Origin of the sequence: uncultured Pseudoxanthomonas sp. (assembly GCF_947498795.1) — a bacterium.
Taxonomy (GTDB): Bacteria; Pseudomonadota; Gammaproteobacteria; order Xanthomonadales; family Xanthomonadaceae; genus Pseudoxanthomonas_A.
In genome coordinates, this window is record NZ_CANMLQ010000009.1 from 51644 (window position 1) to 74140 (window position 22497).

General features: G+C 66.8%; 21 protein-coding genes. 15 read left to right on the forward strand and 6 right to left on the reverse strand.

The window, feature by feature from the left end:
- Window positions 1–57 precede the first annotated feature (57 nt).
- The 5 genes from Q0907_RS16820 (at window position 58) to moeB (ending at window position 5848) form a co-directional block, all read left to right on the forward strand.
- Window positions 58–693, forward strand: a complete 636-nt coding sequence (locus Q0907_RS16820) for a tetratricopeptide repeat protein (protein ID WP_299346964.1) — start codon at window positions 58–60, stop codon at window positions 691–693.
- Window positions 693–1877: an outer membrane protein assembly factor BamB gene (gene bamB / locus Q0907_RS16825; RefSeq protein WP_299346966.1), complete on the forward strand. Its 1185-nt coding sequence runs from the start codon at window positions 693–695 to the stop codon at window positions 1875–1877. The genes Q0907_RS16820 and bamB overlap by 1 nt, the downstream gene beginning before the upstream one ends.
- Before the next feature lie 183 nt (window positions 1878–2060).
- The gene (gene der, locus Q0907_RS16830) at window positions 2061–3461 is read left to right on the forward strand and encodes a ribosome biogenesis GTPase Der (RefSeq protein ID WP_299346967.1); all 1401 of its coding nucleotides are present in this window, start codon (window positions 2061–2063) and stop codon (window positions 3459–3461) included.
- Window positions 3458–4675 (forward strand): gephyrin-like molybdotransferase Glp, encoded by a 1218-nt coding sequence (gene glp, locus Q0907_RS16835; protein ID WP_299346969.1) that lies wholly within the window; start codon window positions 3458–3460, stop codon window positions 4673–4675. The genes der and glp overlap by 4 nt, the downstream gene beginning before the upstream one ends.
- A gap of 18 nt (window positions 4676–4693) precedes the next feature.
- Window positions 4694–5848 (forward strand): molybdopterin-synthase adenylyltransferase MoeB, encoded by a 1155-nt coding sequence (moeB, locus tag Q0907_RS16840; protein WP_299346971.1) that lies wholly within the window; start codon window positions 4694–4696, stop codon window positions 5846–5848.
- Here moeB and Q0907_RS16845 read toward each other — a convergent pair whose 3' ends face one another.
- Window positions 5849–6799, reverse strand: a complete 951-nt coding sequence (locus Q0907_RS16845) for an AraC family transcriptional regulator (RefSeq protein WP_299346973.1) — start codon at window positions 6797–6799, stop codon at window positions 5849–5851. It abuts the gene before it with no gap.
- 112 nt (window positions 6800–6911) lie between these two features.
- On the opposite strand from Q0907_RS16845, the gene Q0907_RS16850 reads away from it, so the two are divergent.
- The 4 genes from Q0907_RS16850 to Q0907_RS16865 all read left to right on the forward strand — a co-directional run bounded on the left by Q0907_RS16850 (window position 6912) and on the right by Q0907_RS16865 (window position 11132).
- Window positions 6912–7685 (forward strand): SDR family oxidoreductase, encoded by a 774-nt coding sequence (locus tag Q0907_RS16850; protein WP_299346974.1) that lies wholly within the window; start codon window positions 6912–6914, stop codon window positions 7683–7685.
- 99 nt (window positions 7686–7784) lie between these two features.
- A complete protein-coding gene (locus tag Q0907_RS16855; protein WP_299346976.1) occupies window positions 7785–8036 on the forward strand; it encodes a hypothetical protein in 252 nt (83 codons plus the stop codon).
- Between the two features lie 26 nt (window positions 8037–8062).
- The gene (locus Q0907_RS16860; RefSeq protein ID WP_299346978.1) at window positions 8063–9247 is read left to right on the forward strand and encodes a low temperature requirement protein A; all 1185 of its coding nucleotides are present in this window, start codon (window positions 8063–8065) and stop codon (window positions 9245–9247) included.
- Window positions 9248–9287: 40 nt separating this feature from the next.
- Window positions 9288–11132: a monovalent cation:proton antiporter-2 (CPA2) family protein gene (locus tag Q0907_RS16865; protein ID WP_296282302.1), complete on the forward strand. Its 1845-nt coding sequence runs from the start codon at window positions 9288–9290 to the stop codon at window positions 11130–11132.
- Between the two features lie 6 nt (window positions 11133–11138).
- Here the strand turns inward: Q0907_RS16865 and Q0907_RS16870 are convergent, their stop codons facing one another.
- Entirely contained in the window at window positions 11139–11933 is a 795-nt protein-coding gene (locus tag Q0907_RS16870) for an alpha/beta fold hydrolase (protein ID WP_299346980.1), read from the reverse strand.
- Complete coding sequence (locus Q0907_RS16875; RefSeq protein WP_299346982.1) at window positions 11926–12222, reverse strand: DUF1244 domain-containing protein; 297 nt, start codon at window positions 12220–12222, stop codon at window positions 11926–11928. The genes Q0907_RS16870 and Q0907_RS16875 overlap by 8 nt, the downstream gene beginning before the upstream one ends.
- 70 nt (window positions 12223–12292) lie before the next feature.
- On the opposite strand from Q0907_RS16875, the gene folD reads away from it, so the two are divergent.
- The 4 genes from folD (at window position 12293) to tadA (ending at window position 16905) form a co-directional block, all read left to right on the forward strand.
- Entirely contained in the window at window positions 12293–13150 is an 858-nt protein-coding gene (gene folD / locus Q0907_RS16880) for a bifunctional methylenetetrahydrofolate dehydrogenase/methenyltetrahydrofolate cyclohydrolase FolD (RefSeq protein ID WP_299346984.1), read from the forward strand.
- 195 nt (window positions 13151–13345) lie between these two features.
- Entirely contained in the window at window positions 13346–14803 is a 1458-nt protein-coding gene (gene guaB / locus Q0907_RS16885) for an IMP dehydrogenase (protein WP_296282391.1), read from the forward strand.
- 60 nt (window positions 14804–14863) lie between these two features.
- On the forward strand, window positions 14864–16429 hold the full coding sequence (guaA, locus tag Q0907_RS16890; RefSeq protein WP_299346985.1) for a glutamine-hydrolyzing GMP synthase: 1566 nt from the start codon (window positions 14864–14866) through the stop codon (window positions 16427–16429).
- Window positions 16429–16905 carry a tRNA adenosine(34) deaminase TadA gene (tadA, locus tag Q0907_RS16895; RefSeq protein ID WP_299346987.1) on the forward strand — a complete coding sequence of 159 codons (477 nt, stop codon included), beginning with the start codon at window positions 16429–16431 and terminating at the stop codon, window positions 16903–16905. Before guaA ends, tadA begins: the two co-directional genes overlap by 1 nt.
- Here tadA and Q0907_RS16900 read toward each other — a convergent pair.
- Entirely contained in the window at window positions 16902–17366 is a 465-nt protein-coding gene (locus Q0907_RS16900; RefSeq protein WP_299346989.1) for a DUF2721 domain-containing protein, read from the reverse strand. The two genes, tadA and Q0907_RS16900, sit on opposite strands and share 4 nt — an antisense overlap.
- 100 nt (window positions 17367–17466) lie before the next feature.
- On the opposite strand from Q0907_RS16900, the gene orn reads away from it, so the two are divergent.
- Window positions 17467–18030 carry an oligoribonuclease gene (orn, locus tag Q0907_RS16905; protein WP_296282290.1) on the forward strand — a complete coding sequence of 188 codons (564 nt, stop codon included), beginning with the start codon at window positions 17467–17469 and terminating at the stop codon, window positions 18028–18030.
- Window positions 18031–18094: 64 nt separating this feature from the next.
- Here the strand turns inward: orn and Q0907_RS16910 are convergent, their stop codons facing one another.
- On the reverse strand, window positions 18095–19075 hold the full coding sequence (locus tag Q0907_RS16910) for a mechanosensitive ion channel domain-containing protein (protein ID WP_299346991.1): 981 nt from the start codon (window positions 19073–19075) through the stop codon (window positions 18095–18097).
- A gap of 65 nt (window positions 19076–19140) precedes the next feature.
- On the reverse strand, window positions 19141–21513 hold the full coding sequence (gene ppsA, locus Q0907_RS16915; protein WP_299346993.1) for a phosphoenolpyruvate synthase: 2373 nt from the start codon (window positions 21511–21513) through the stop codon (window positions 19141–19143).
- Window positions 21514–21667: 154 nt separating this feature from the next.
- Here ppsA and Q0907_RS16920 point away from each other — a divergent pair, with 154 nt between their 5' ends.
- Window positions 21668–22489: a pyruvate, water dikinase regulatory protein gene (locus Q0907_RS16920; RefSeq protein WP_296282287.1), complete on the forward strand. Its 822-nt coding sequence runs from the start codon at window positions 21668–21670 to the stop codon at window positions 22487–22489.
- Window positions 22490–22497: the final 8 nt, after the last annotated feature.

Here is a 22497-nt window from a genome sequence, read left to right on the forward strand (position 1 = left end):
CGTGCGGGTCTGTCCAACCTAGACCGAGACCCCGCATGAGACGGGGCAAGAGAGCGCATGGCGATTGATGATCTGCTCGACGAGCACGAACAAAGCGAACGTGTCCGCAGCTGGCTGAGGAGCAACGGTGCCGGCCTGCTGGGCGGCGTGGTCCTCGGCCTCGGCGTGATTCTGGGCTGGCAGTGGTGGCAGAAGGATCGGGCCGCCAAGCAGGAACAGGCCTACCAGGGTTACCAGACGGCCGTCGAAGGTCTCGCCAAGGGAGATCTGAAGCAGGCGGCGGGCGCGGTGGATGCGCTGGTCAAGGCAGACGAACTTTATGCGGACGCGGCCGGCCTTCAATTGGCGAAGGCGCAGCTCCAGGCGGGTGAGCGCGATGCCGCCATCGCCACCCTGCGCGCGCTGACGCCCGATGAGGCGCTCCGTCCGTTGGTCAACCTGCGCCTGGCGCGGCTGCTGATCGACGCCGGCAAACATGATGAAGCACTGACCTTGCTCGCCAAGGCAGACGATGCCTCGAGTCTGGAAGTGCGCGGCGATGCGCTGCTTGCGACGGGCAAGGTGAAAGAGGCGCAGGAGGCCTATACCCGCGCGCTCACGACGCTGGATGCGGTGTCTCCGCAGCGCAGGCTGGTCGAACTCAAGCTGATCGACGCCGGCGGCACGCCGCCGAAGTCGGGGGGTGCGGCATGATGCGCCCGATTTCCCCGGTCGTCCGTCTGGCCGCCGCCGCCGCGCTCGTTGCGGCACTCGGTGGCTGCAGCACCGTCAAGGGCTGGTTCTCCGGCAAGGACAAGGAAGGCGAGAAGCCGGTCGAGCCGGCTGAACTCGTTGACGTGACCTCCACCGTGACGGTCGCGAAACTGTGGAGCGCCAACGTGGGCAAGGGCGAAAAACGCCTTGGCCTGCAGCAGGCCCCCGTGGTCGATGGTGGCCGCGTCTATGCCGCCGCCGTGGAGGGGGGCGTACGCGCCTTCGATCTGCAGTCCGGCAAGCAGGCGTGGCAGTACAAGTCCGACCTGCGCCTGTCCGGCGGGCCCGGTGCGGGGAATGGCCTGGTCGTCGTGGGCACCCTCGATGGCCAGGTGATCGCACTGGATGCGGCCACGGGCGCCGAGAAGTGGCAGGCCAAGGTGCCGAACGAAGTCATCGCGGCGCCCGTCGTCGGCGACGGCGTGGTGTTCGTCCGCAGCAACGATGGGCGCGTGACGGCGTTGGCGGCGGATACGGGTGAACGCCGCTGGTTCTGGACGAACGAACTTCCCAGCCTGACCGTGCGCGGCAATGCGCCGGTGGTCGTCGGCCCTGGCATCGTGTTCACGGCGGGCGACGACGGCACGGTCACCGCGCTTTCGGCGAGCGATGGCCGGTCGATGTGGACCCAGACGGTCGGCACGCCGGAAGGGCGCAGCGAACTTGAGCGCATGGCGGATGTCGATGGTGCGCCGGTGCTCGAAGGCACCACGCTGTACGCGACCAGCTACAAGAAGGAAACGGTCGCGATCGAAGGGCCCTCCGGCCGTCCGCTCTGGACGCGCGACAACGGCGGCGTCGGCGGGCTGGCAGTGACCAGCAGCGCCGTCCTCGTGTCGGATCCTGCCGGAACGGTATGGGCGCTCGACAAATACAGCGGCAGTGCCCTGTGGTCCAACACCACGCTGGCACGCCGCTCGCTCACCGCCCCGACGATGCACGGCGACTACGCCGTGGTAGGCGATTACGACGGTTATCTTCACTGGCTGAAGACGGACAACGGCGAAGTGGCCGCGCGCGCGCGCGTAGGCGGCAAGGCCATCCGAGGCAAGCCGGTCGCCGCAGACGGTATCCTGGTGGTCCAGGACGTGGAAGGCGGGCTGACGGCCTTCGGCTTCAAGTGATCCATCAGGGGGAGTGGCCACGCCACCTCCCCCTTGTTGACGAAAAGGGCCGCATTGCGGCCCTTTTTCGCGGAGGGGGGCGTATTCCGATACCATGGCCGCCCCTTGCCTGACCGGACCGGTCGCGCCTTCCGCGCGATGCCGGGCGCCCGGCGCCCCTCATTCCTCACGGTTGCTCCCTGCATGTTGCCCCTCGTCGCCCTGGTGGGCCGTCCCAACGTTGGCAAATCCACCCTGTTCAATGCGCTGACGCGCAGTCGTGACGCGCTGGTGCACGACCAGCCGGGCGTGACCCGCGACCGCAATTACGGCGTCTGCCGCCTGGACGAGGACGTCCCGTTCCTGGTCGTCGATACCGGCGGCATCGCCGGCGAAGAAGAGGGGCTGGCCGGCGCCACGGCACGACAGGCGCGTGCGGCGGCGGAAGAGGCCGACCTGGTCCTGTTCATCGTCGATGGTCGTGAAGGCGCTTCCGCGCTCGACGACGAGATCCTCGCCTGGCTCCGCAAGACGGCCCGTCCGACCTTGCTGGTCATCAACAAGATCGATGGCATCAATGAGACCACCGCGCTCGCGGATTTCGCGCGCTACGGTTTCGCCGATGCCATCACCATTTCCGCCTCGCACCGACAGGGTATCGACGACCTGCTGGAGGAGGTGCACGAGCGGCTGCCGGAGGAAGGCGCGACGGCAGGACTGGACAACGATCCGAACCGCATGCGCATCGCCTTCGTCGGCCGTCCCAACGTCGGCAAGTCCACGCTGGTGAACCGGCTGCTGGGCGAGGAGCGCATGATCGCCTCCGAAGTGCCGGGGACCACGCGCGATTCGATCGCCGTGGACATGGAGCGCGACGGTCGCCAGTACCGGCTCATCGATACCGCGGGCCTGCGCCGCAAGGGCAAGGTGGAAGAAGCGGTCGAGAAGTTCAGCGTGGTCAAGACGCTGCAGGCCATCGAACAATGCCAGGTGGCCGTACTGCTGCTGGATGCGACCGAAGGCGTGACCGACCAGGACGCCAGCGTGCTTGGCGCGGTGCTCGATGCCGGACGCGCACTGGTGGTGGCGATCAACAAGTGGGACGGGCTGACCGCCTACCAGCGCGAACAGGCCGAAGCCTTGCTCGCCCGCAAGCTGGGGTTCGTGGAATGGGCCGAGGTGGTGCGCATCTCCGCGCTGCACGGTTCGGGGCTGCGCGAGCTGTTCAAGGCCATCCATCGCGCGCATGCGTCGGCCACGAAGGAATTCGGCACCAGTGAAGTCAACAAGGCGCTCGAGATCGCCTACGAGACCAATCCGCCGCCCAGCATCCGCGGGCATGTCTCCAAGTTGCGCTATGTGCATCCGGGCGGGGCGAACCCGCCGACCTTCATCGTGCACGGCACGCGCCTCAAGGTGCTGCCGGAGTCGTACAAGCGGTACCTGGAGAACTTCTTCCGCAAGCGCTTCAAATTGGTGGGCACGCCCGTGCGTTTTGTCTTCCGCGAGGGCGCGAACCCCTACGAAGGCAAGAAGAACGTGCTGACCGAGAAGCAGATCGCCAAGAAGCGCCGCCTGATCCGGCACGTCAAGCGCGGCAAGTGACGGGCTACCCGACCCGCATCGATTTCGCCACCGCTGCGGAGATCGTCCGCAGCGTCGCAGCCAACCGCATGCTGAAGGCCGAGCGCGTACCCGTCACGCGCGCCAGCGGCCGCATACTGGCCGAAGACATCATCTCGCCGATCGCGCTGCCCCCGTTCGACAACAGTCGCATGGACGGCTTTGCGTTCGCACATGCCAGTCTGGCCGGGGATGGCACGACGTCGCTGCGCTTGATCGGTGAACAGTTCGCGGGTCGCCTGCAGAGCCTGGTGGTCGGCATCGGCGAATGCATCCGCATCACCACCGGCGCACCGTTGCCGGCGGGCGTCGATACGGTCGCGCTCAAGGAAGACTGCGTCGAGGAAGGTGGGGCTGTCCGCGTGCCGGCAGGTATCGCCCGCGGCGCAGACGTCCGTCCAAGTGGCGAAGATGTTCATGCGGGGGTACGCGTCCTCGAGCACGGGCAATGGCTGACGCCGGCGCGGGCGTCGCTCGCCGCCGCCCTCGGCATCGCATCGCTAACCGTCGCCCAGCGCCCGACCGTTGCGGTGTTCACCACCGGCGACGAACTGGTCGAGCCAGGCCTGGCGTTGGCACCCGGCCAGATCTACAACAGCAATCGCGAGCTGCTGATGGGGCTGTTGCGGGCGGAAGGTCTTGAGCCGACCGCGTGGCCGTCGCTGCCTGACGATCCGGAGCGCATGAAGACCTTGTTGGCCGATGCCGCGGCGGCGTTCGACGTGGTCATCACCTGCGGTGGCGTGTCCGCGGGCGAGAAGGACCATCTGCCCGGCTTGCTTGCCGCGCATGGCCGCATCCACTTCTGGAAGGTGCGGATGAAGCCGGGCATGCCGGTCTTGTTCGGCGAAATGGATCGCGCACTGTTCCTGGCACTGCCGGGAAATCCGGTGTCCGTGCTGGCGACCTTCCTGACGCTCGGCCGCGGCCTGCTGGACGGCATGCAACGTCGCCGCGAACCCCGGACGCAGTGGACGGCGGTATTGGGAGCACACTGGCGGAAATCGCACGAGCGCCTGGAGTTCCTGCGCGGTTGGCTGGCCAGCACGGCGGATGGCCGCTTGCAGGTCATGCCCAATGCGGCCGATGCATCGCATCACTTGCGGGGCGCTGCCGACAGCAATGCCCTGATCGTGCTGCCGGAAGGCGCGCGCGACTATCGCGCCGGCGACATCGTCGAGGTGATCGCCTGCTGAGGCCGACCGCGCCGCGACTTGCGCGATAATCGCCGCATGGCCATCCGTGAAATCGATCCCCGGGACGTTGCCGCGCTGCTTGCGCAGGGCAGTGTGTTCATCGACGTGCGCGAGGAGCACGAGCGCGCCGGCGGGCAGGCCGAGGGCGCGCGCGGCATCGCCAAAGCCGCACTCGAAGGCGATCCTGCCGCGCACCTTCCGGACCGCGCTGCCAGCATCGTGCTGATCTGCCAGAAAGGCGCCCGTTCGCTGGAGACGGCACGCGTACTCGAAGCGGCGGGCTATACCCGACTGGCCTCCGTCGCGGGCGGAACGTCGCGCTGGATGGACGAGCAGCGTCCCATGGTCGTGCCTGCGATGTCTGCGGACGCGCGTGATTTCAACGAGCGCTATTCGCGGCACCTGCTGCTGCCCGAGGTCGGCGACGCCGGCCAGCGACGCCTGCAGCAGTCGCGGGTCCTTATGATCGGTGCCGGCGGTCTGGGTTCGCCAGCCGCGTTCTACCTGGCGGCTGCCGGGGTAGGGCAGTTGCGGATCGCGGACGATGATGTGGTCGACCGCAGCAACCTGCAGCGGCAGATCCTGCACACCGAGGCGCGCATCGGCGAGCCGAAGGTCGCCTCGGCACGGGCAACGCTCGCGGCGCTCAACCCGCGCACGCAGGTGGACGCGGTGGCGGAGCGTGTCACCGCCGACAACGTCGAACGGCTGCTGGAAGGGGTGGACGTCGTGCTGGATGGCGCCGACAACTTCCCGGCCCGCTACCTGCTCAACGATGCCTGCGTGAAGCTCGGCAAGCCGCTGGTGTATGGCGCCGTGCAGCGTTTCGAGGGCCAGGTGAGCGTGTTCGACGCGGGACGCCATCGCGGCGAACAACCTTGCTATCGCTGTCTGTTCCCCGAGCCTCCGTCGCCCGAATTCGCACCGAACTGCGCTGAAGCCGGCGTGCTGGGCGTGCTGCCCGGCGTGATCGGCCTGCTGCAGGCCACGGAAGTGATCAAGTTGCTGCTGGGCGTCGGTGACACGCTGGCGGGCCGGCTGCTGCACTTCGATGCGCTGGCCATGCGCTTCCGCGAGACCCGTCTGCGCCACGATCCTGACTGCCCCGTGTGTGCCGCCGGGCGCCCCTTTCCCGGCTATATCGATTACGCGGCATTCTGCCGGGCGAGCTGATCAGTCCAGCGGGCGCATCCGCAGGCCATCGCGGAACTGGCGGGGCGTGATGCCCGCGTCGCGCTTGAACGAGGCGCTCAGGTGGCTGTGGCTGGCGAAGCCGCACGCGAGGGCGATGGCGGTGATGTCATCGTTCCGGTTGAGCAGGTACCAGCGTGCGCGGCGCAACCGCTGCGCCAGGATGTATTGCGCCGGCGTGGTGCCGAACGTGCGGCGGAAAGCGATGAGCAACTGGTGCACGCTCATGCCGGCGAGTGCCGCGAGCGTGGACAGTGCGATGCGTTCACCGAGGACGGTTTCGATGTGGTCGCTGAGTCGCCGGGCAACGTGCGGCGACAGAACGACGGGCGAAGTGACCGGCGTGGCCGGCAACCGGTAGGCGTCGTAGAGGTGCTGTCGCAGCAGCAGCTGCAGACGCTCGGCCATCATCGCCGACAGGTCGTCGCCCTGCTGGCTGAGCCGTACAAGGCGAGCGACGCTGTAGTGCAGGAATTCATCGCGATGGCCGAGTCGCGGCATCAGTCCCTCGATCGCGGCGCGGCGATCTGTCCCCATGTCCACCTCGGCGGTGGGCGAAACGCGCAGCTCCGCGTACGTGATGATCTGACCGGATGCCTGGCTGGCATAGCGCTTTCCGGCAGGCACCAGCCAGATGTCGCCCGGCGAGGGAGGCATGTGGGTGGCGCCGACCCCTTCGATCTCGGTATCGAGTTCGCGCATGGTTCCGCCGAGATGGACGATGACGGTGTGACGCGGCTCGTCGATGGACCAGAGCGTGCGTTGGCGTATGTCTTCCTTGCACAGCAGCACTTCCACGCCCGGCCAGTGCGCTTGCGCCAGCACGCGGTACTGCGGCGTCTGGCCGGGTTCCGGATCGATGGCGGTCGCGGGGGCATCGTGCGCGTCAGTAATGTGAGTCGAGGCCGGAGAATTTGATAGCGCAGGGGACATCGTGAAAGCCCGCCGGAATGCGTTCACCTCATCTTAGGCGCGCCTCGCCGCTCTTGCCCACCCTGTCGATGGGCATCGCCGCGAAGGTCCGTCCCAAGCCAGGAGCATTTCCATGACTGATCATTCCATCCGGGGCAAGGTCGCCCTGATCGCCGGAGGCGCCAAGAATCTCGGCGGCCTGATCGCCCGTGACCTCGCGCAGCAAGGCGCTGCCGCCGTTGCGATCCACTACAACAGCGACGCGACCCATGCCGACGCCGAGAGGACCATCGCCGCGGTCCGCGATGCCGGCGCCCGCGCCGTCGCGATCCAGGGCGATCTGACCACGGCGGGCGGCGTCGAGCGCCTGTTCGCCGACGCCATCGCGATGGTGGGCAGGCCGGATATCGCCATCAATACGGTCGGCAAGGTATTGAAGAAGCCGATCACCGACATCTCGGAAGCCGAGTACGACGCAATGTCGGCGGTCAACGCAAAAGCGGCGTTCTTCTTCCTGAAAGAGGCTGGCAGACATGTCAACGACAACGGCAAGGTGGTCACCCTGGTGACGTCGTTGCTCGGAGCGTTCACACCGTTCTATTCCTCCTACGCGGGCACGAAGGCACCGGTCGAGCACTTCACGCGTGCGGCAGCGAAGGAGTTCGGGGCGCGCGGCATCTCGGTGACTGCGATCGGCCCTGGTCCGATGGACACCTCGTTCTTCTATCCGGCAGAAGGCGCCGACGCCGTCGCGTACCACAAGTCGGCGGCCGCGCTGTCGCCCTTCAGCAAGACCGGCCTGACCGACATCGAGGATGTCGTGCCCTTCATCCGCCACCTGGTCAGCGACGGCTGGTGGATCACGGGCCAGACGCTGCTCATCAATGGCGGGTACACCACCAAGTGACCCCTGCGGCGGGTGGTCCCGTACCGCCCGCCCATGCCGAGGGTCCGCCCCTCCGTTGACGTAGGAGCGGGCCCTCGGCCACCGCACAGGACCTTATCGATGCGCACCCTGATCTTCATCCTCGCCGGTCTGCTGCTGGTGGGTATCGCGATGTGGCTGGCAACGCCGGCCAAGCGACGCGCCGTCGCGGCGGTCTTCAGCGTCGGCTGGCTCGTCGCCGTCCTGTGGAACCTGCGCACCGGCATGTCGCACGGCTATTCGCTGCAGGAAGAGCTACCCATCCAGGCCTTGATCTACGCGGTTCCGGTGGCGACGGGAGCGTGGCTGGCGTGGAAGGCCACGAAGCACTGAATCTTCCCCCGCCGGGAGTCGACTGCTTGAACACCTCGCAGCACCCGTTGCTCCGCACGCTCGGGCAACCCGCGCGCGTGGCCAACGTTGAACTTTTCTTCGACCTGGTCTACGTGTTCGCCATCACCCAGCTGTCCCACTACCTGCTGGAGCACCTGTCGTGGCCCGGCGTCCTGCAGACAGCGACGCTGTGGTTCGCGGTCTGGTTGGGGTGGCAGTACACCGCGTGGGTCACCAACTGGTTCAATCCCGAGCATCTGGTCATCCGCACCATGCTGATGGTGCTGATGGCGCTGGCCCTGCTGGTGTCCGCTGCCCTCCCGGACGCGTTTGGCGAGCGGGGGCTGCTGTTCGCCTGCAGTTTTGCCGCCATCCAGGTGGGGCGCACCCTGTTCGTGCTGTACAGCCTGGGTCCTGGGCATGCGTTGACCCCCAATTTCCTGCGCATGCTGTGCTGGTTGTTGGTGTCCGCCGCGCTGTGGATCGCCGGTGGTGTGAACGAGGGATCTTCTCGCCTGGTGCTGTGGTTGCTGGCGGTGGGCTGCGAGTACCTCTCGCCGATGGCGAGTTTTCCGGTACCGGGTCTCGGACGCTCGCAGACGTCGGACTGGACCATCGATGGCGGCCATCTGGCGGAACGCTGCCAGTTGTTCGTCATCATCGCGCTGGGCGAATCGGTACTGGCGACGGGCGCATCCTTCGGCCATGCGGCCCATCCCGGACTGGCGGTGTGGATCGCATTCCCAGTGTCGTTCATCGGTTGCGTCGCCATGTGGTGGATGTACTTCGACACCTCAAGCGGCGACGCCGTACACGTGATCGAGCATTCGGACGATCCGGGCCGGCTGGGTGCCTACTTCCACTACGTCCATGTGGTGCTGATCGCCGGCGTCATCGTGTGCGCAGTGGCGGATGACCTGGTGGTGGCGCATCCGCTGGAGCCGGTGAAGGCCGGGTACGCCGCCGTCGTGGCTGCCGGTCCGCTGGTGTACCTGCTGGCCAATGCGTGGCTCTCGCGCGTCGTCCACGGACGCTTTCCGTGGCCGCATGCCCTCGGGATGGGAGCATTGCTGGCGCTGTGGCCGCTGCTGCCGCGCCTCAACCTGCTGACCGCAGGCGCACTCACCACGGCGGTGATGGTGCTCGTGACGATGTGGGTGGCCTACCACCGGCGGCAGGACGCCGCGGCGACGCGGCGTTCGGATTCCTGACGGAAGACGCGGGCCGGGAGTCCTCCGGTAGACTTCCCGGATGAGCGCAGAATCCGGTGCAAGCCAGCTGGTCAGTGTCGTCGCCCTGCTGGGTGCCGCCGTCGTCGCGGTGCCTATCTTTCGGCGACTGGGCCTCGGCTCGGTGCTCGGTTACCTGGCCGCCGGGCTGGCGATCGGCCCGTTCGGCCTGAAGTGGTTCTCCGACCCCCAATCCATCCTGCACGTCGCCGAACTCGGCGTGGTGATGTTCCTGTTCGTGATCGGCCTGGAAATGCGGCCGAGCCACCTGTGGAGCCTGCGCAAGCAGATCTTCGGCCTGGGAGCACTGCAGATCGCGGTATGCACGCTGTCGCTGACAGGGGTGGGCCTGGTCTTCGGATATTCGCTGCCGGTGTCCTTCATCGGCGGCATGGGCTTCGTGCTGACCTCCACGGCGGTGGTGATGCAGTTGCTCGCCGAGCGAGGGGATGTCGCGCTGCCGAATGGGCAGAAGGTCGTCTCGATACTGCTGTTCGAGGACCTGCTGATCGTGCCGCTGTTGGTGCTGGTCGCCTTCATGTCGCCGCAGGTGGCGCAGCCGGAGGAGGGTTCCCGCTGGGTGTCGATCGGCATCGCGGCTGCGTCGCTCGGCGGTCTGATCGCCGCCGGCATCTGGCTGCTGAATCCGTTCTTCCGCATCCTCGCCGCCGCCAAGGCCCGCGAGGTGATGACCGCAGCCGCGCTGCTGGTCGTGCTGGGCGCCGCGCTGCTGATGCAGTTGGGTGGCCTGTCGATGGCGATGGGTGCCTTCCTCGCCGGCGTTCTGTTGTCCGAATCGACGTTCCGCCACCAGATCGAAGCCGATATCGAGCCCTTCCGCGGCATCCTGCTGGGCCTGTTCTTCCTGGGCGTCGGCATGGCGCTGGACCTCGGCGTGGTGGCGAGCAACTGGCCGCTGATCGTCGGCGCGGTGCTGGCGATGATGGCGGTCAAGGCGGCCTGCATCTATGTCGTGGCGCGGGTGACGCGCAGTCCGCACGCCGAGGCGCTGGATCGCGCTGTGCTGATGGCGCAGGGCGGCGAGTTCGCGTTCGTGCTGTTCGCCGCCGCGGCCTCGGCCGGGATCATCGATGCCACCGTCAATGCGAACCTGACCGCCATCGTCGTGCTTTCGATGGCGCTCACGCCCTTGTTCGTGCTGCTGCTGCGCCGCTTCACACATCCCGATGCCCCGTCGATGGAGGGGATCGAAGAGGCCAAGGGCCTGAGCGGCAGCGTGCTGATCATCGGCTTCGGGCGCTTCGGCCAGGTGATGAGCCAGTCGCTGCTGGCGCGCGACGTGGACGTGACCATCATCGATACCGACATCGAGATGATCCGCAGCGCCGAGGAGTTCGGCTTCAAGATCTACTACGGCGACGGCACGCGGCTCGACGTGCTGCGTGCCTGCGGTGCGCAGACGGCGCAGTCCATCGCGATCTGCATCGACGACAAGGACGCCGCGAGCCGCATCGTGGAACTGGTCAAGCACGAGTTCCCGCAGGCCCAGGTGCTGGTGCGCTCGTTCGACCGCGAGCATTCGCTGGCGCTGATCGGCGCAGGCGTCGACTACCAGATCCGCGAAACGTTCGAGTCCGCGGTGGAGTTCGGCAAGGCGGCGCTGATGAGCGTCGGCATCGCACGCGAGGATGCCGATGCCATTGCCCTGGAGATCCGTCGGCGCGACGCCGAGCGCCTGGAGCTCGAGATCGCCGGTGGCGACCTGCGATCCGGCATCCCGGCGCTGTATGGCAATGCGAAGCACACCAAACCCACACCGACGCCGTTCACCAAGCCCAAGCGTGAAGCGAAGGCCCTCAACGAGGAAGCCGCCGAAATCATCGGCGAGGAAGAAGAAGAGGAGTAGCCGGCGCTAGTCGGCGTCGCGCTGCAGGAAGTTGCGGATCGCCGGCCAGTAGGCCGCGTCCGCCGACAGGTCGTCGTGGCTGGCGCGCGGGAAGTCCACGATCTGTGCCTGTCCTCCGTAGGTGGTCAGCAGCCGGTCGGTGTGCGGCGGCGGCACGACGGCATCGCGACCGGCGCGAAGCACCAGCAAGGGACCGCGGTAGCCGGGCAGCCGCGCGGCCGAGTCGTAGCGGTCGGTGAGCAGCCATCGGACCGGCAACACCGGATAGTGCGACTGGGCGACCGCCGCCAGACTGTCGAACGGCGTCACCAGCACCAGCGCCGCCACATCGCGCTGCGAGGCCACGTAGGTCGCCACACCGCTACCGAGGCTGCGCCCCACGACGGCGATCCTGCCGCCGGGATGCCGGCGTGCCACATCGTCGTACAGGGCGAGGGCATCGGCGAACAGTACGGCTTCCGACGGCTCCCCGTCGCTCGCGCCATACCCGCGGTAGGCCAGCAGATACACCGAGTGCGACGGCAGCCAGTGCGCGAAGGGTTCGCGGTTGGCTTCGACACGCTCCGCATTGCCGCCGAAATACAGCACGGCATCGGCGCGACCGGGCGTTGCGACCCCGCCCCGCAACACCGCATCCGGCCGCGCGAGCGAGAAGGTCGTCCGCGCCGGATCGGTCTGGGTGAACTGGGGGTAATAGATCAGGCGGCGCTGCTGCAGGTAGAGCAGGGCGCACAGCCCGAAGTAGGCCACGAGCGCCAGCACCACGAACCACGCCAGCACGCGCCGTGCGCGGTCAGCCATGCCGTTCCTGCGCCGCCTTGAAGGCGGCCAGCTGCTCGGGCGTGGCATCGCGCTGGTGCAGGGCCTTCCAGTCCGCGAACGGCATGCCATAGACGCGTTCGCGCGCCTGCTCCTTGTCCATCGCGACCCCGGCCTCTGCTGCCGCTTCGCGGTACCAGTCGGCCAGGCAGTTGCGGCAGAAGCCGGCCAGGATCATCAGGTCGATGTTCTGCACCTCCGGGCGATCCTGGTTGAGGTGCTGCAGCAGGCGGCGGAAGGCGGCGGCGTCTAGGGCGGTGGTATCGGTCATGGTGTCCATGGGTCGCGTTCGGGCGGGTTAATCGGGGACAATACGCGCCGACTCTACACTGCGCCCCTCCATGACTGCCCGAATCCTCGATGGCCGCCGCATCGCCGAGAACCTGTTGGACCAGTTGAAGGTCAGGGTCGACGCACGCGTTGCCGCAGGGCAGGGTCGGCCTGGCCTGGCGGTGGTGCTGGTCGGCGGCGATCCTGCCTCCACGGTCTATGTGCGAAACAAGCGCCGTGCCGCTGAAAAGGTCGGCATTGCCGCCTACGACTACGACATGCCGGAAGGTACCTCCGAGGCCCAGTTGCTGGCATTGATCGACGAGTTGAATACGGACCCGAAGATCCACGGCATCCTGGTGCAACTGCCGCTGCCGGGGATTCCCGATGCGAGCCGCCTGATCGAGCGCATCGACCCGCACAAGGACGTGGACGGGTTCCATCCGGCCAATGTGGGCCACCTGGCGCTGCGCCAGTTCGGTCTGCGCCCGTGCACGCCACGCGGCATCACCACCTTGCTTGGCTACACCGACCAGCCGGTCCGCGGCCGCAACGCGACAATCGTCGGCGTCAGCAACCATGTGGGCCGCCCGATGGCGCTGGAACTGCTGATCGCCGGCTGCACCGTGACCAGTTGCCACAAGTTCACCCCCCGCGACGTGCTGCAGGCTAGGGTCGGCGATGCCGATATCCTGGTGGTCGCAGCAGGCAAGCCGGGGCTGATCCCGGGCGAATGGGTCAAGCCGGGCGCCGTGGTGATCGATGTGGGCATCAACCGACTGGAAGACGGTCGGCTGGTTGGCGATGTCGGCTTCGACGCGGCCGCACAGCGGGCCAGTTGGATCACCCCGGTCCCGGGCGGCGTGGGGCCCATGACGGTGGCCACGCTGATGCAGAACACGCTGGAAGCGGCCGAAGCGGGCCTCTGAGCCGCCGCTTTTTGCTGGTCGTGGGAGCGACGTAAGTCGCGATGAAGTGCCCGGACTCCCCCATCGCGACTTACGTCGCTCCCACAGGTGCCCGGATGATGTGTGCGGGAAAGCATTGTTCCGGCTTTGGCGGCAGCCGGAAGCCCCGCCGATCAGGGTATAATGCCGCGCTTCCCCAACTATCCGGGCCCGCCGATGCTGCGCATCCAGGCTGAAGCACTGACGTACGACGACGTCTCCCTCGTCCCCGCCCATTCGACCGTCCTGCCCAAGGATGTCAGCCTGGAGACGCGCCTGACGCGCGACCTGCGACTGAAGCTGCCGATCGTCTCGGCCGCCATGGATACGGTCACCGAGGCCCGCCTGGCCATCGCCATGGCCCAGCTGGGCGGCATCGGCATCCTGCACAAGAACCTGACCGTCGAGCAGCAGGCCGCCGAAGTGGCCAAGGTCAAGAAATTCGAAGCCGGCGTCATCAAGGAGCCTTTCACGGTCGGGCCCGAAACGACCATCGCCGAAGTGCTCAAGCTCACCCGCGCCCGCAACATTTCCGGCGTGCCGGTGGTGGACGGCGGCCAGCTGGTCGGCATCGTCACCAGCCGCGACATGCGCTTCGAAACGAAGCTCGACGATCCGGTCCGCCACATCATGACCAAGAAGGATCGCCTGATCACGGTGCGCGAAGGCGCCAGCGACGGCGAAGTGCTGCAGCTGCTGCACAAGCACCGCATCGAGAAGGTGCTGGTGGTCAATGATGCCTTCGACCTGCGCGGGCTGATCACCGTCAAGGACATCCAGAAGAAGACCGACAACCCCAACGCCGCCAAGGACAGCGCCAGTCGCCTCGTCGTCGGCGCTGCAGTGGGCGTGGGCGGCGATACCGACCAGCGCGTTGAAGCGCTGGTGGCTGCCGGCGTGGACGTCATCATCGTCGATACCGCGCACGGTCATTCGCAGGGCGTGCTGGACCGCGTCAGCTGGGTCAAGAAGCGCTTCCCGCAGCTGCAGGTCATCGGCGGCAACATCGTGACCGGCGATGCTGCGCTCGCATTGATGGACGCCGGCGCGGACGCGGTGAAGGTCGGCGTGGGCCCGGGTTCCATCTGCACGACCCGCATGGTGGCCGGCGTGGGCGTGCCGCAGATCACCGCGATCGACATGGTCGCCGAAGCATTGCAGGACCGCATTCCGCTGATCGCCGATGGCGGCATCCGCTACTCGGGCGACATCGGCAAGGCGATCGCCGCCGGTGCGTCGACGGTGATGATCGGTGGCCTGTTCGCGGGCACCGAAGAGGCGCCGGGCGAAGTCGAGCTGTTCCAGGGCCGCAGCTACAAGAGCTACCGTGGCATGGGCAGCCTGGGCGCGATGGAGAAGGGGTCCAAGGACCGCTACTTCCAGGACGCCAGCGACGCCGACAAGCTCGTGCCGGAAGGCATCGAAGGTCGCGTGCCGTACCGCGGTTCGGTCGGCGGCATCATCCACCAGCTCGTCGGCGGCCTGCGCGCCACGATGGGCTACGTGGGCTGCGCGACCATTGAGGACATGCGCAGCAAGCCGAAGTTCGTGGTAATCACGGGCGCCGGCCAGCGCGAGAGCCACGTGCACGACGTGCAGATCACCAAAGAGCCACCGAACTACCGGATGGGCTGATCGTTGCCAGAGAAGGGAGACGCCAGCGTTTCCCTTCTTCGTTTATAGCCGCAGGACACCATGACGAATATCCACACCGACAAGATCCTCATCCTCGATTTCGGCGCGCAGTACACGCAGCTGATCGCCCGCCGCATCCGCGAGATCGGCGTCTACTGCGAAATCTGGGCGTGGGACCACGACCCGGACGAAATCGCGAAGTTCGGCGCCAAGGGCATCATCCTGTCGGGTGGGCCGGAGTCGACCACGCAGCACGGCGCACCCGCGGCGCCACAGCAGGTGTTCGACAGCGGCCTGCCCATCCTCGGCATCTGCTACGGTATGCAGACCCTGGCTGCGCAGCTGGGCGGCGCGACGGAAGCCGCCGACGCGCGCGAGTTCGGCCACGCCGAGGTGCAGCTGGTCGCACACGACGCGTTGCTGGGTGGCCTGAGCGACCACCAGGGTGCGCCGCGCATCGACGTGTGGATGAGCCATGGCGACCACGTCGCAAAGGCGCCGCCGGGCTGGACGATCACCGCCACCACTGACCGCATCCCGGTCGCGGCGATGGCGTTGGAAGAAAAGCGCTGGTACGGCGTGCAGTTCCATCCGGAAGTGACGCACACCAAGCAGGGTCAGACGCTGCTCCGCCGCTTCGTCGCCGAGATCTGCGGCTGCAAGACGCTGTGGACGGCCGCGAACATCATCGACGACCAGATCGCCCGCGTGCGCGAACAGGTCGGCTCGGACGAGGTGATCCTGGGCCTGTCCGGCGGCGTGGATTCATCCGTCGTGGCAGCGCTGCTGCACAAGGCGATCGGCGACCAGCTGACCTGCGTGTTCGTCGATACCGGCCTGCTGCGCTGGCAGGAAGGCGACCAGGTGATGGCGATGTTCGCCGAGCACATGGGCGTGAAGGTCGTGCGCGTCAACGCGGCCGACCGCTATTTCAGCGCGCTGGAAGGCGTCGCCGACCCGGAAGCCAAGCGCAAGATCATCGGCAACCTGTTCGTCGAGATCTTCGAAGAAGAGTCGAACAAGCTGAAGAACGCCAAGTGGCTGGCGCAGGGCACGATCTATCCGGACGTGATCGAGTCGGCCGGCAGCAAGACCGGCAAGGCGCACGTCATCAAGAGCCACCACAACGTCGGCGGCCTGCCCGAGCACATGAAGCTGGGCCTGGTCGAACCGCTGCGCGAGCTGTTCAAGGACGAAGTGCGCCGCCTCGGCGTCGAGCTCGGTCTGCCGCGCACGATGGTCTATCGCCATCCGTTCCCTGGCCCCGGTCTCGGCGTGCGCATCCTGGGCGAAGTGAAGCCCGAGTACGCCGAACTGCTGGCCAAGGCCGATGCGATCTTCATCGACGAGCTGCGCAAGGCCGATCTGTACGACAAGACTTCGCAGGCGTTCGCCGTATTCCTGCCGGTGAAGTCGGTGGGCGTCGTCGGCGATGCGCGTGCGTACGAGTGGGTGATCGCGCTGCGCGCGGTCGAGACGATCGATTTCATGACCGCGCATTGGGCGCACCTGCCGTACGATTTCCTCGGCACCGTCTCCAACCGCATCATCAATGAGCTGCGTGGCGTCTCGCGCGTGGTCTACGACATCTCGGGCAAGCCGCCGGCCACCATCGAGTGGGAGTGATGGCCGGTCACGACGACGAGCACTGGATGCGGCACGCGTTCGCCCTGGCGGACCGTGCCGAGCGCGAGTTCGATGAAATTCCGGTCGGCGCCGTGCTGGTGGGTGCCGACGGCGAGGTGTTGGGCGAAGGCTGGAACCGCAACATCCTCGACCACGATCCGACGGCGCATGCCGAAATCGTGGCGATGCGCGAAGCGGGCAAGGCGACAGGCAATCACCGTCTGATAGACAGCACGCTCTACGTGACCCTGGAGCCGTGCGCGATGTGCGCCATGGCGCTCGTGCACGCCCGGGTCGCGCGCGTGGTCTACGGCGCCAGCGACCCGAAGACCGGCGCTTGCGGCAGCGTGTTCGACCTGATCGCCGATCCGCGGCACAACCACCGCATCGAGCTCCGGGGCGGTGTACTGGGCGATGAGGCAGGGCGCCGCCTGACCAACTACTTCCGCGCCAAGCGCGGGCGACCGCTCGTCTAGGGTGTCGGGAACTTCCGTTTCACCTTGCGGTGGTCCATCTCTTCGTTGATGGCCGTGACCGCCAGTGTCGACTCGCGTGCGAGCAGCAGGCTCGCCGCCAGCATGGCCACTACGCCTAGGGCGGCCAGCCACGTGGGCAGCGAGCCGAGCCGATGGCCGGTGAACGTGTCCACGGCAACGGCCAGACTGGTGCCGACGAAGCAGCTGATCGCGCCATAGAGCAGCTGGCCCGCGCGCAGGATGATCAGGCTGCGCAGGCGCTGCAGTCCGATGCGCTTCTCGAGCAGCGTGCGGTCGGCTTCATCTTCCGCGTCGGCCAACTCGCGCAACAGGGTGCGTGCCCGGTCGATGATGCGCGCCAGACGGTTGTTCGCCGACAGCAGCAGCGATGCCGTTGCGGTCAGGAAGAATGCCGGTGCCAGCATGGCGGTGAGCACGGCATGGTCGGTGGAGGGGGTCATGGGCCGGTCGCCGGGGTGGTCTGCGTTATGATGACATGAAGCGGTGTTGCCGCATCCCCGGTGAGGATTCCCGGGCTTTCTCTCCGTCACGGATTCCCGCATGGCCTCGAACAACGCGAACAATGACCGCCTGATCTGGATCGACCTGGAGATGACAGGATTGGATACCGATCGCGATTCCATCCTGGAAATCGCCACCGTGGTGACCGATTCGAAGTTGAACGTGCTGGCGGAGGGTCCCGAGTTCGCGATCGCGCATCCGGTCTCCGTGCTGGAGGCGATGGACGACTGGAACCGGAACCAGCATGGCCGGTCGGGGCTGTGGAAGCGCGTGGTGGAAAGCGACGTGTCGCTGGGGCAGGCCGAAGCGCAGACGGTGGCCTTCCTGGCCGAGTGGCTGCCGGCGGGCGCTTCGCCGATGTGCGGCAACTCGATCTGCCAGGACCGCCGCTTCCTGCATCGGCTGATGCCGAGGCTGGAGAAGTACTTCCACTACCGCAACCTGGACGTCAGTACGCTGAAGGAGCTGGCGCGACGCTGGGCGCCGCAGGTGCTGGAAGGGGTGCGCAAGCAGGCCAGCCATACGGCACTTAGCGACGTGCGCGATTCCATCGAGGAACTGCGCCACTACCGCAAGCACATGGCGGCGCTCGCCGGCGAGTGACCTGGTGTGCGCCATGCGCACGCCGCTCTGGAACCATCACCGCGCGTCGTGCGCACGGCGCACGCTACGTGGCCGGCTTCGCCACATCGCCGTCGTCGGCCACGCCCTTGGTGACGATATCGCCCAGCGGCGCCCCATCGCCGTTGTGGTGGTAGACGTGCAGGTCGCGTTGCGGATAGGGGATGTTGAGCCCTTGGCCGATGATCTCGGTGCGTACGGCCTCGGTGAGGTCGCTCCTGGTCTCGCCGAAATCCTTGGTCTTCGTCCACGCCAGCAGGATCAGGTCGACGCTGCTCTCGCTCAGCTTGCTGACGATCACGCTGGGCGCCGGCTCATCCAGCACGAGCGGATGGTCCTGTGCGATCTTCAGCAGGATGGACTTGGCCTGCTTGAGATCGTCGTCGTAGCCGACGCCCACCGGGATGTCGATGCGGCGATGTGGCTTGGCGGTGAAGTTGATGATCGGCGCGGTGGTGATCAGGCTGTTCGGAAGCACGATCAGGCGGTTGTCGAGCGTGCGCATGCGGGTCTGGAAGATGCGCACCTCCTCGACGATGCCTTCCAACCCGCCGGCTTGCACGAAGTCGCCATCGCGGAAAGGGCGCAGCACGATCAGCATCACGCCGGAGGCGATGTTCGACAGCGAATCCTTCAATGCCAAGCCCACCGCCAGGCCGGCGGCACCGAGCACCGCGAGCATCGAGGTCGGATTTACGCCCAGCGAGGTGAGCGCGGTGATGATGACCAGCACCATCATGGCCGCGTAGCTTGCGCGGCGCAGGAAGCCGCCCAGCGTCGCGTCCGCATGCGTGCGGCCCAGCACGCGCTCGAGGCCCGCGCTCAGGCGTTTCGCCAGCCACATGCCGATCAGGAAGATGACGGCCGCGGCCAGCAGCTTCAGGCCCCAGGTCTCCAGGAGCTGGAGCCAGTCGATGCCGCGCAGCTCCTTGAGCAGGACGTCGGGTTGGGTGGGAATGGCGGGGAGGGCCGGGGACGAGGCGGGGGATGCGGACATGCAGGACTCCTGAAATGCAGCACGCCCCATCAGGGGCGTGCTGTGTCTACCGGACGATGGTAACCGCGTTCGCGTGAAGACGGTCGCGCGGGCGGTCAGCCCGCCTTGGTCTTCGCCAGGCGCAGCCAAGTGTCGACGACTGTGTCGGGATTCAGCGATACCGATTCGATGCCTTCAGCCATCAGCCACTCGGCGAGATCGGGATGGTCGCTGGGGCCCTGGCCGCAGATGCCGACGTACTTGCCCTTGCTGCGTGCGGCCTTGATCGCCATCGAGAGCATCTTCTTGACCGCCGGATTCCGCTCGTCGAACAGGTTCGCGACGATGCTGGAATCGCGATCCAGTCCGAGTGTCAGCTGGGTCAGGTCGTTCGACCCGATCGAGAAGCCGTCGAAGATGTCGAGGAATTCCTCGGCGAGCAGCGCGTTCGACGGCACCTCGCACATCATGATGATCTTGAGTCCGTTCTCGCCCTGGCGCAGACCGTGCTTCGCGAGCACGTCGATGACCTTGCGGCCTTCCTCCAGCGTGCGCACGAACGGGATCATCACCCACAGGTTGTCCAGCCCCATCTCGTCGCGCACGCGCCGCACGGCCTGGCATTCCAGCGCGAAGGCCGGTTCGAACGACGGATCGACGTAACGGCTCGCGCCGCGGAAGCCGATCATCGGGTTTTCTTCATGCGGCTCGTAGCGGCTGCCGCCGATCAGGTTGGCGTACTCGTTGGACTTGAAGTCCGACAGGCGCACGATCACCGGATGCGGCGCGACCGACGCGGTGATGGTCGCGATGCCCTCGGCCAGGCGCTCCACGTAGAAGCTGACCGGATCGGCGTAGCCGGCGGTCTTGGCGTCGATCTTCCTGCGGACGTCCAGGTCCTGGCGATCGTATTCCAGCAGCGCGAGCGGATGCACGCCGATATGGCTGGCGATGATCATTTCAAGTCGTGCCAGGCCTATGCCGGCATTCGGCAACTGGCCGAAATCGAACGCGCGCTCGGGGTTGGCCACGTTCATCATGATCTTCAACGGCGCTTCGGGCATCGCCGCCAGATCGGTGGTGGTGCGCTCGAAGGGAAGGTTGCCGGCGTAGATGAAGCCAGTGTCGCCTTCCGCACAGCTCACCGTGACCTCGACGCCGTCGTCGATCAGGTCCAGTGCGTTGCCTGTCCCGACCACGGCCGGCACGCCGAGCTCGCGCGCGATGATCGCCGCGTGGCAGGTGCGGCCGCCGCGGTTGGTGACGATGGCGCTGGCGCGCTTCATCACCGGCTCCCAGTCGGGGTCGGTCATGTCCGCCACCAGCACGTCACCCGGCTGCACGCGGGCCATGTCGTCCAGCGAGCGCACCACGCGAGCGACGCCGCTGCCGATCTTCTGGCCGATGGCGCGCCCCTCGGCGATCACCTCGCCACGCTTCTCCAGCGCATACCGCTCGATCTGCGTGGCCTTGGCGCGCGACTTCACGGTCTCCGGGCGCGCCTGCACGATGAAGAGCTTGCCGGTGACGCCGTCCTTCGCCCACTCGATGTCCATCGGGCGGCCGTAATGCTGCTCGATGACCAGGGCCTGCTTCGACAGTTCGTGCACATCCTCATCGGTGATGGAAAAGGTGGCACGCAGGTTTGCCGGCGTGTCTTCCGTGCGGACGCGTTCGCCGGGTACGTCCGAATACACCATGCGCAGCGCCTTGCTGCCGAGCGCGCGGCGAAGGATGGCCGGCTTGCCCTGTTTCAGCGTCGGCTTGTACACGTAGAACTCGTCAGGATTCACAGCGCCCTGTACGACCATCTCGCCCAGGCCGAAGCTCGAGGTCACGAACACCACGTCGCGGAAACCGGATTCGGTGTCCAGCGTGAACAGGACGCCCGAGGCGCCGACGCCGGAGCGCACCATCAGCTGCACGCCGGCCGACAGGAACACGTCCTCGTGCTTGAAGCCATGGTGCACGCGGTAGGCGATGGCGCGGTCGTTGTAGAGGCTGGCGAAGACTTCCTTCACCTTGTGCACGACATCGTCGGCGCCGGTGACGTTGAGGAAGGTTTCCTGCTGGCCGGCGAACGACGCGTCGGGCAGGTCCTCGGCGGTAGCCGACGAGCGCACGGCCACGGCGATGTCGCCGCCGCCGTTTTCGGAGGACAGCGTCGCGTAGGCAGCGCGGATGTCGGCATCCAGGTCGGGCTGCAGCGGTGCGTCGATGACCCAGCCGCGGATCTCCTTGCCGGCGGCCGTCAAAGCCGCGACATCCTCGACATCCAGCGTGGCCAGCTTGTCGAAGATGCGCTTGGACAGGTCGTTGTGCGCGATGAAGGCCTTGAACGCCTCCGCGGTGGTCGCATAGCCTCCGGGGACCGACACCCCCAGCTTGGCCAGGTGGCCGATCATTTCGCCCAGTGACGAATTCTTGCCACCTACGCGGGCCAGGTCGGCCAGGCGCAGCTCGTGCAACCACAGGATGTTCTCGTTCAAGCGCAATGCTCCGAAGCAGGCCGCGCCATGCCGATGACCATCGGCGTGGGGTGCCGTGTCCATGGGGAAAGAGGCGCTATGATGCAGTGCATACCAATTGCAGACAAGCTTGATCTGACAGGGGTTTCCATGATGAAGCAGGGAAGGAAAGGGCATGTCTGAGCTGCGCCCCGTGTTCTACGTGTCCGATGGCACCGGTATCACCGCCGAGACCATCGGCCACAGCCTGCTGACCCAGTTCGCCGGCATGCGTTTCCAGACCGACCGGCTGTCGTTCGTCGACGACGAGGAAAAAGCGCGCGACGCCGCCGACCGCATCCGCCGCATGGGCGAGAAGCTCGGCAGCCGGCCCATCGTCATCAACTCGTGCGTGGATCCGGCGCTGAGCGCACTGGTCGCCGAAAGCGGCGCACTGATGCTCGACGTGTTCGCCCCCTTCATCGAGCCGCTGGAGCGCGAACTCGGCCAGCAGCGCCAGTCGCGCGTGGGGCAGGCGCACGGCCTCGTGGATTTCGAGACCTACCACCGGCGAATCAATGCGATGAATTTCGCGCTGACCCACGACGACGGCATGGCGGTGAACTACGACGAGGCCGACGTGATCCTGGTGGCCGTATCGCGTGCGGGCAAGACGCCCACCTGCGTCTACCTGGCGTTGCATTACGGCATCCGCGCAGCGAACTATCCCTTGACCGATGGCGATCTCGAGACCGACAGGCTGCCGCCGCGACTGCGCCCCTATCGGCGCAAGCTGTTCGCGTTGACCATCGATCCTGATCGCCTGCACCAGATCCGGCAGGAGCGCCGCCCCAACTCCAGCTACGCGAAGATGGAAACCTGCAAGCGCGAGGTGGCCGCGGCCGAGGCGATGTTCCAGGTGGAACGGCTGCCCACGCTCAGCACCACCAACAAGTCGATCGAGGAGATTTCCAGCAAGGTGCTTTCCACGCTGGGCCTGCAGCGCGACATGTACTGAGGGAGGCC

What these genes read in the sequence shown, in the direction of transcription:
- Q0907_RS16820 (WP_299346964.1), top strand. Translation starts at nt 58, where the DNA reads ATGGCGATTGATGATCTGCTCGACGAGCACGAACAAAGCGAACGTGTC.
- bamB (WP_299346966.1), top strand. Translation starts at nt 693, where the DNA reads ATGCGCCCGATTTCCCCGGTCGTCCGTCTGGCCGCCGCCGCCGCGCTC.
- der (WP_299346967.1), top strand. Translation starts at nt 2,061, where the DNA reads ATGTTGCCCCTCGTCGCCCTGGTGGGCCGTCCCAACGTTGGCAAATCC.
- Q0907_RS16845 (WP_299346973.1), bottom strand. Translation starts at nt 6,799, where the DNA reads ATGTCCCCTGCGCTATCAAATTCTCCGGCCTCGACTCACATTACTGAC.
- Q0907_RS16850 (WP_299346974.1), top strand. Translation starts at nt 6,912, where the DNA reads ATGACTGATCATTCCATCCGGGGCAAGGTCGCCCTGATCGCCGGAGGC.
- Q0907_RS16855 (WP_299346976.1), top strand. Translation starts at nt 7,785, where the DNA reads ATGCGCACCCTGATCTTCATCCTCGCCGGTCTGCTGCTGGTGGGTATC.
- Q0907_RS16865 (WP_296282302.1), top strand. Translation starts at nt 9,288, where the DNA reads ATGAGCGCAGAATCCGGTGCAAGCCAGCTGGTCAGTGTCGTCGCCCTG.
- Q0907_RS16870 (WP_299346980.1), bottom strand. Translation starts at nt 11,933, where the DNA reads ATGGCTGACCGCGCACGGCGCGTGCTGGCGTGGTTCGTGGTGCTGGCG.
- Q0907_RS16875 (WP_299346982.1), bottom strand. Translation starts at nt 12,222, where the DNA reads ATGACCGATACCACCGCCCTAGACGCCGCCGCCTTCCGCCGCCTGCTG.
- folD (WP_299346984.1), top strand. Translation starts at nt 12,293, where the DNA reads ATGACTGCCCGAATCCTCGATGGCCGCCGCATCGCCGAGAACCTGTTG.
- guaB (WP_296282391.1), top strand. Translation starts at nt 13,346, where the DNA reads ATGCTGCGCATCCAGGCTGAAGCACTGACGTACGACGACGTCTCCCTC.
- guaA (WP_299346985.1), top strand. Translation starts at nt 14,864, where the DNA reads ATGACGAATATCCACACCGACAAGATCCTCATCCTCGATTTCGGCGCG.
- tadA (WP_299346987.1), top strand. Translation starts at nt 16,429, where the DNA reads ATGGCCGGTCACGACGACGAGCACTGGATGCGGCACGCGTTCGCCCTG.
- Q0907_RS16900 (WP_299346989.1), bottom strand. Translation starts at nt 17,366, where the DNA reads ATGACCCCCTCCACCGACCATGCCGTGCTCACCGCCATGCTGGCACCG.
- orn (WP_296282290.1), top strand. Translation starts at nt 17,467, where the DNA reads ATGGCCTCGAACAACGCGAACAATGACCGCCTGATCTGGATCGACCTG.
- Q0907_RS16910 (WP_299346991.1), bottom strand. Translation starts at nt 19,075, where the DNA reads ATGGGGCGTGCTGCATTTCAGGAGTCCTGCATGTCCGCATCCCCCGCC.
- Q0907_RS16920 (WP_296282287.1), top strand. Translation starts at nt 21,668, where the DNA reads ATGTCTGAGCTGCGCCCCGTGTTCTACGTGTCCGATGGCACCGGTATC.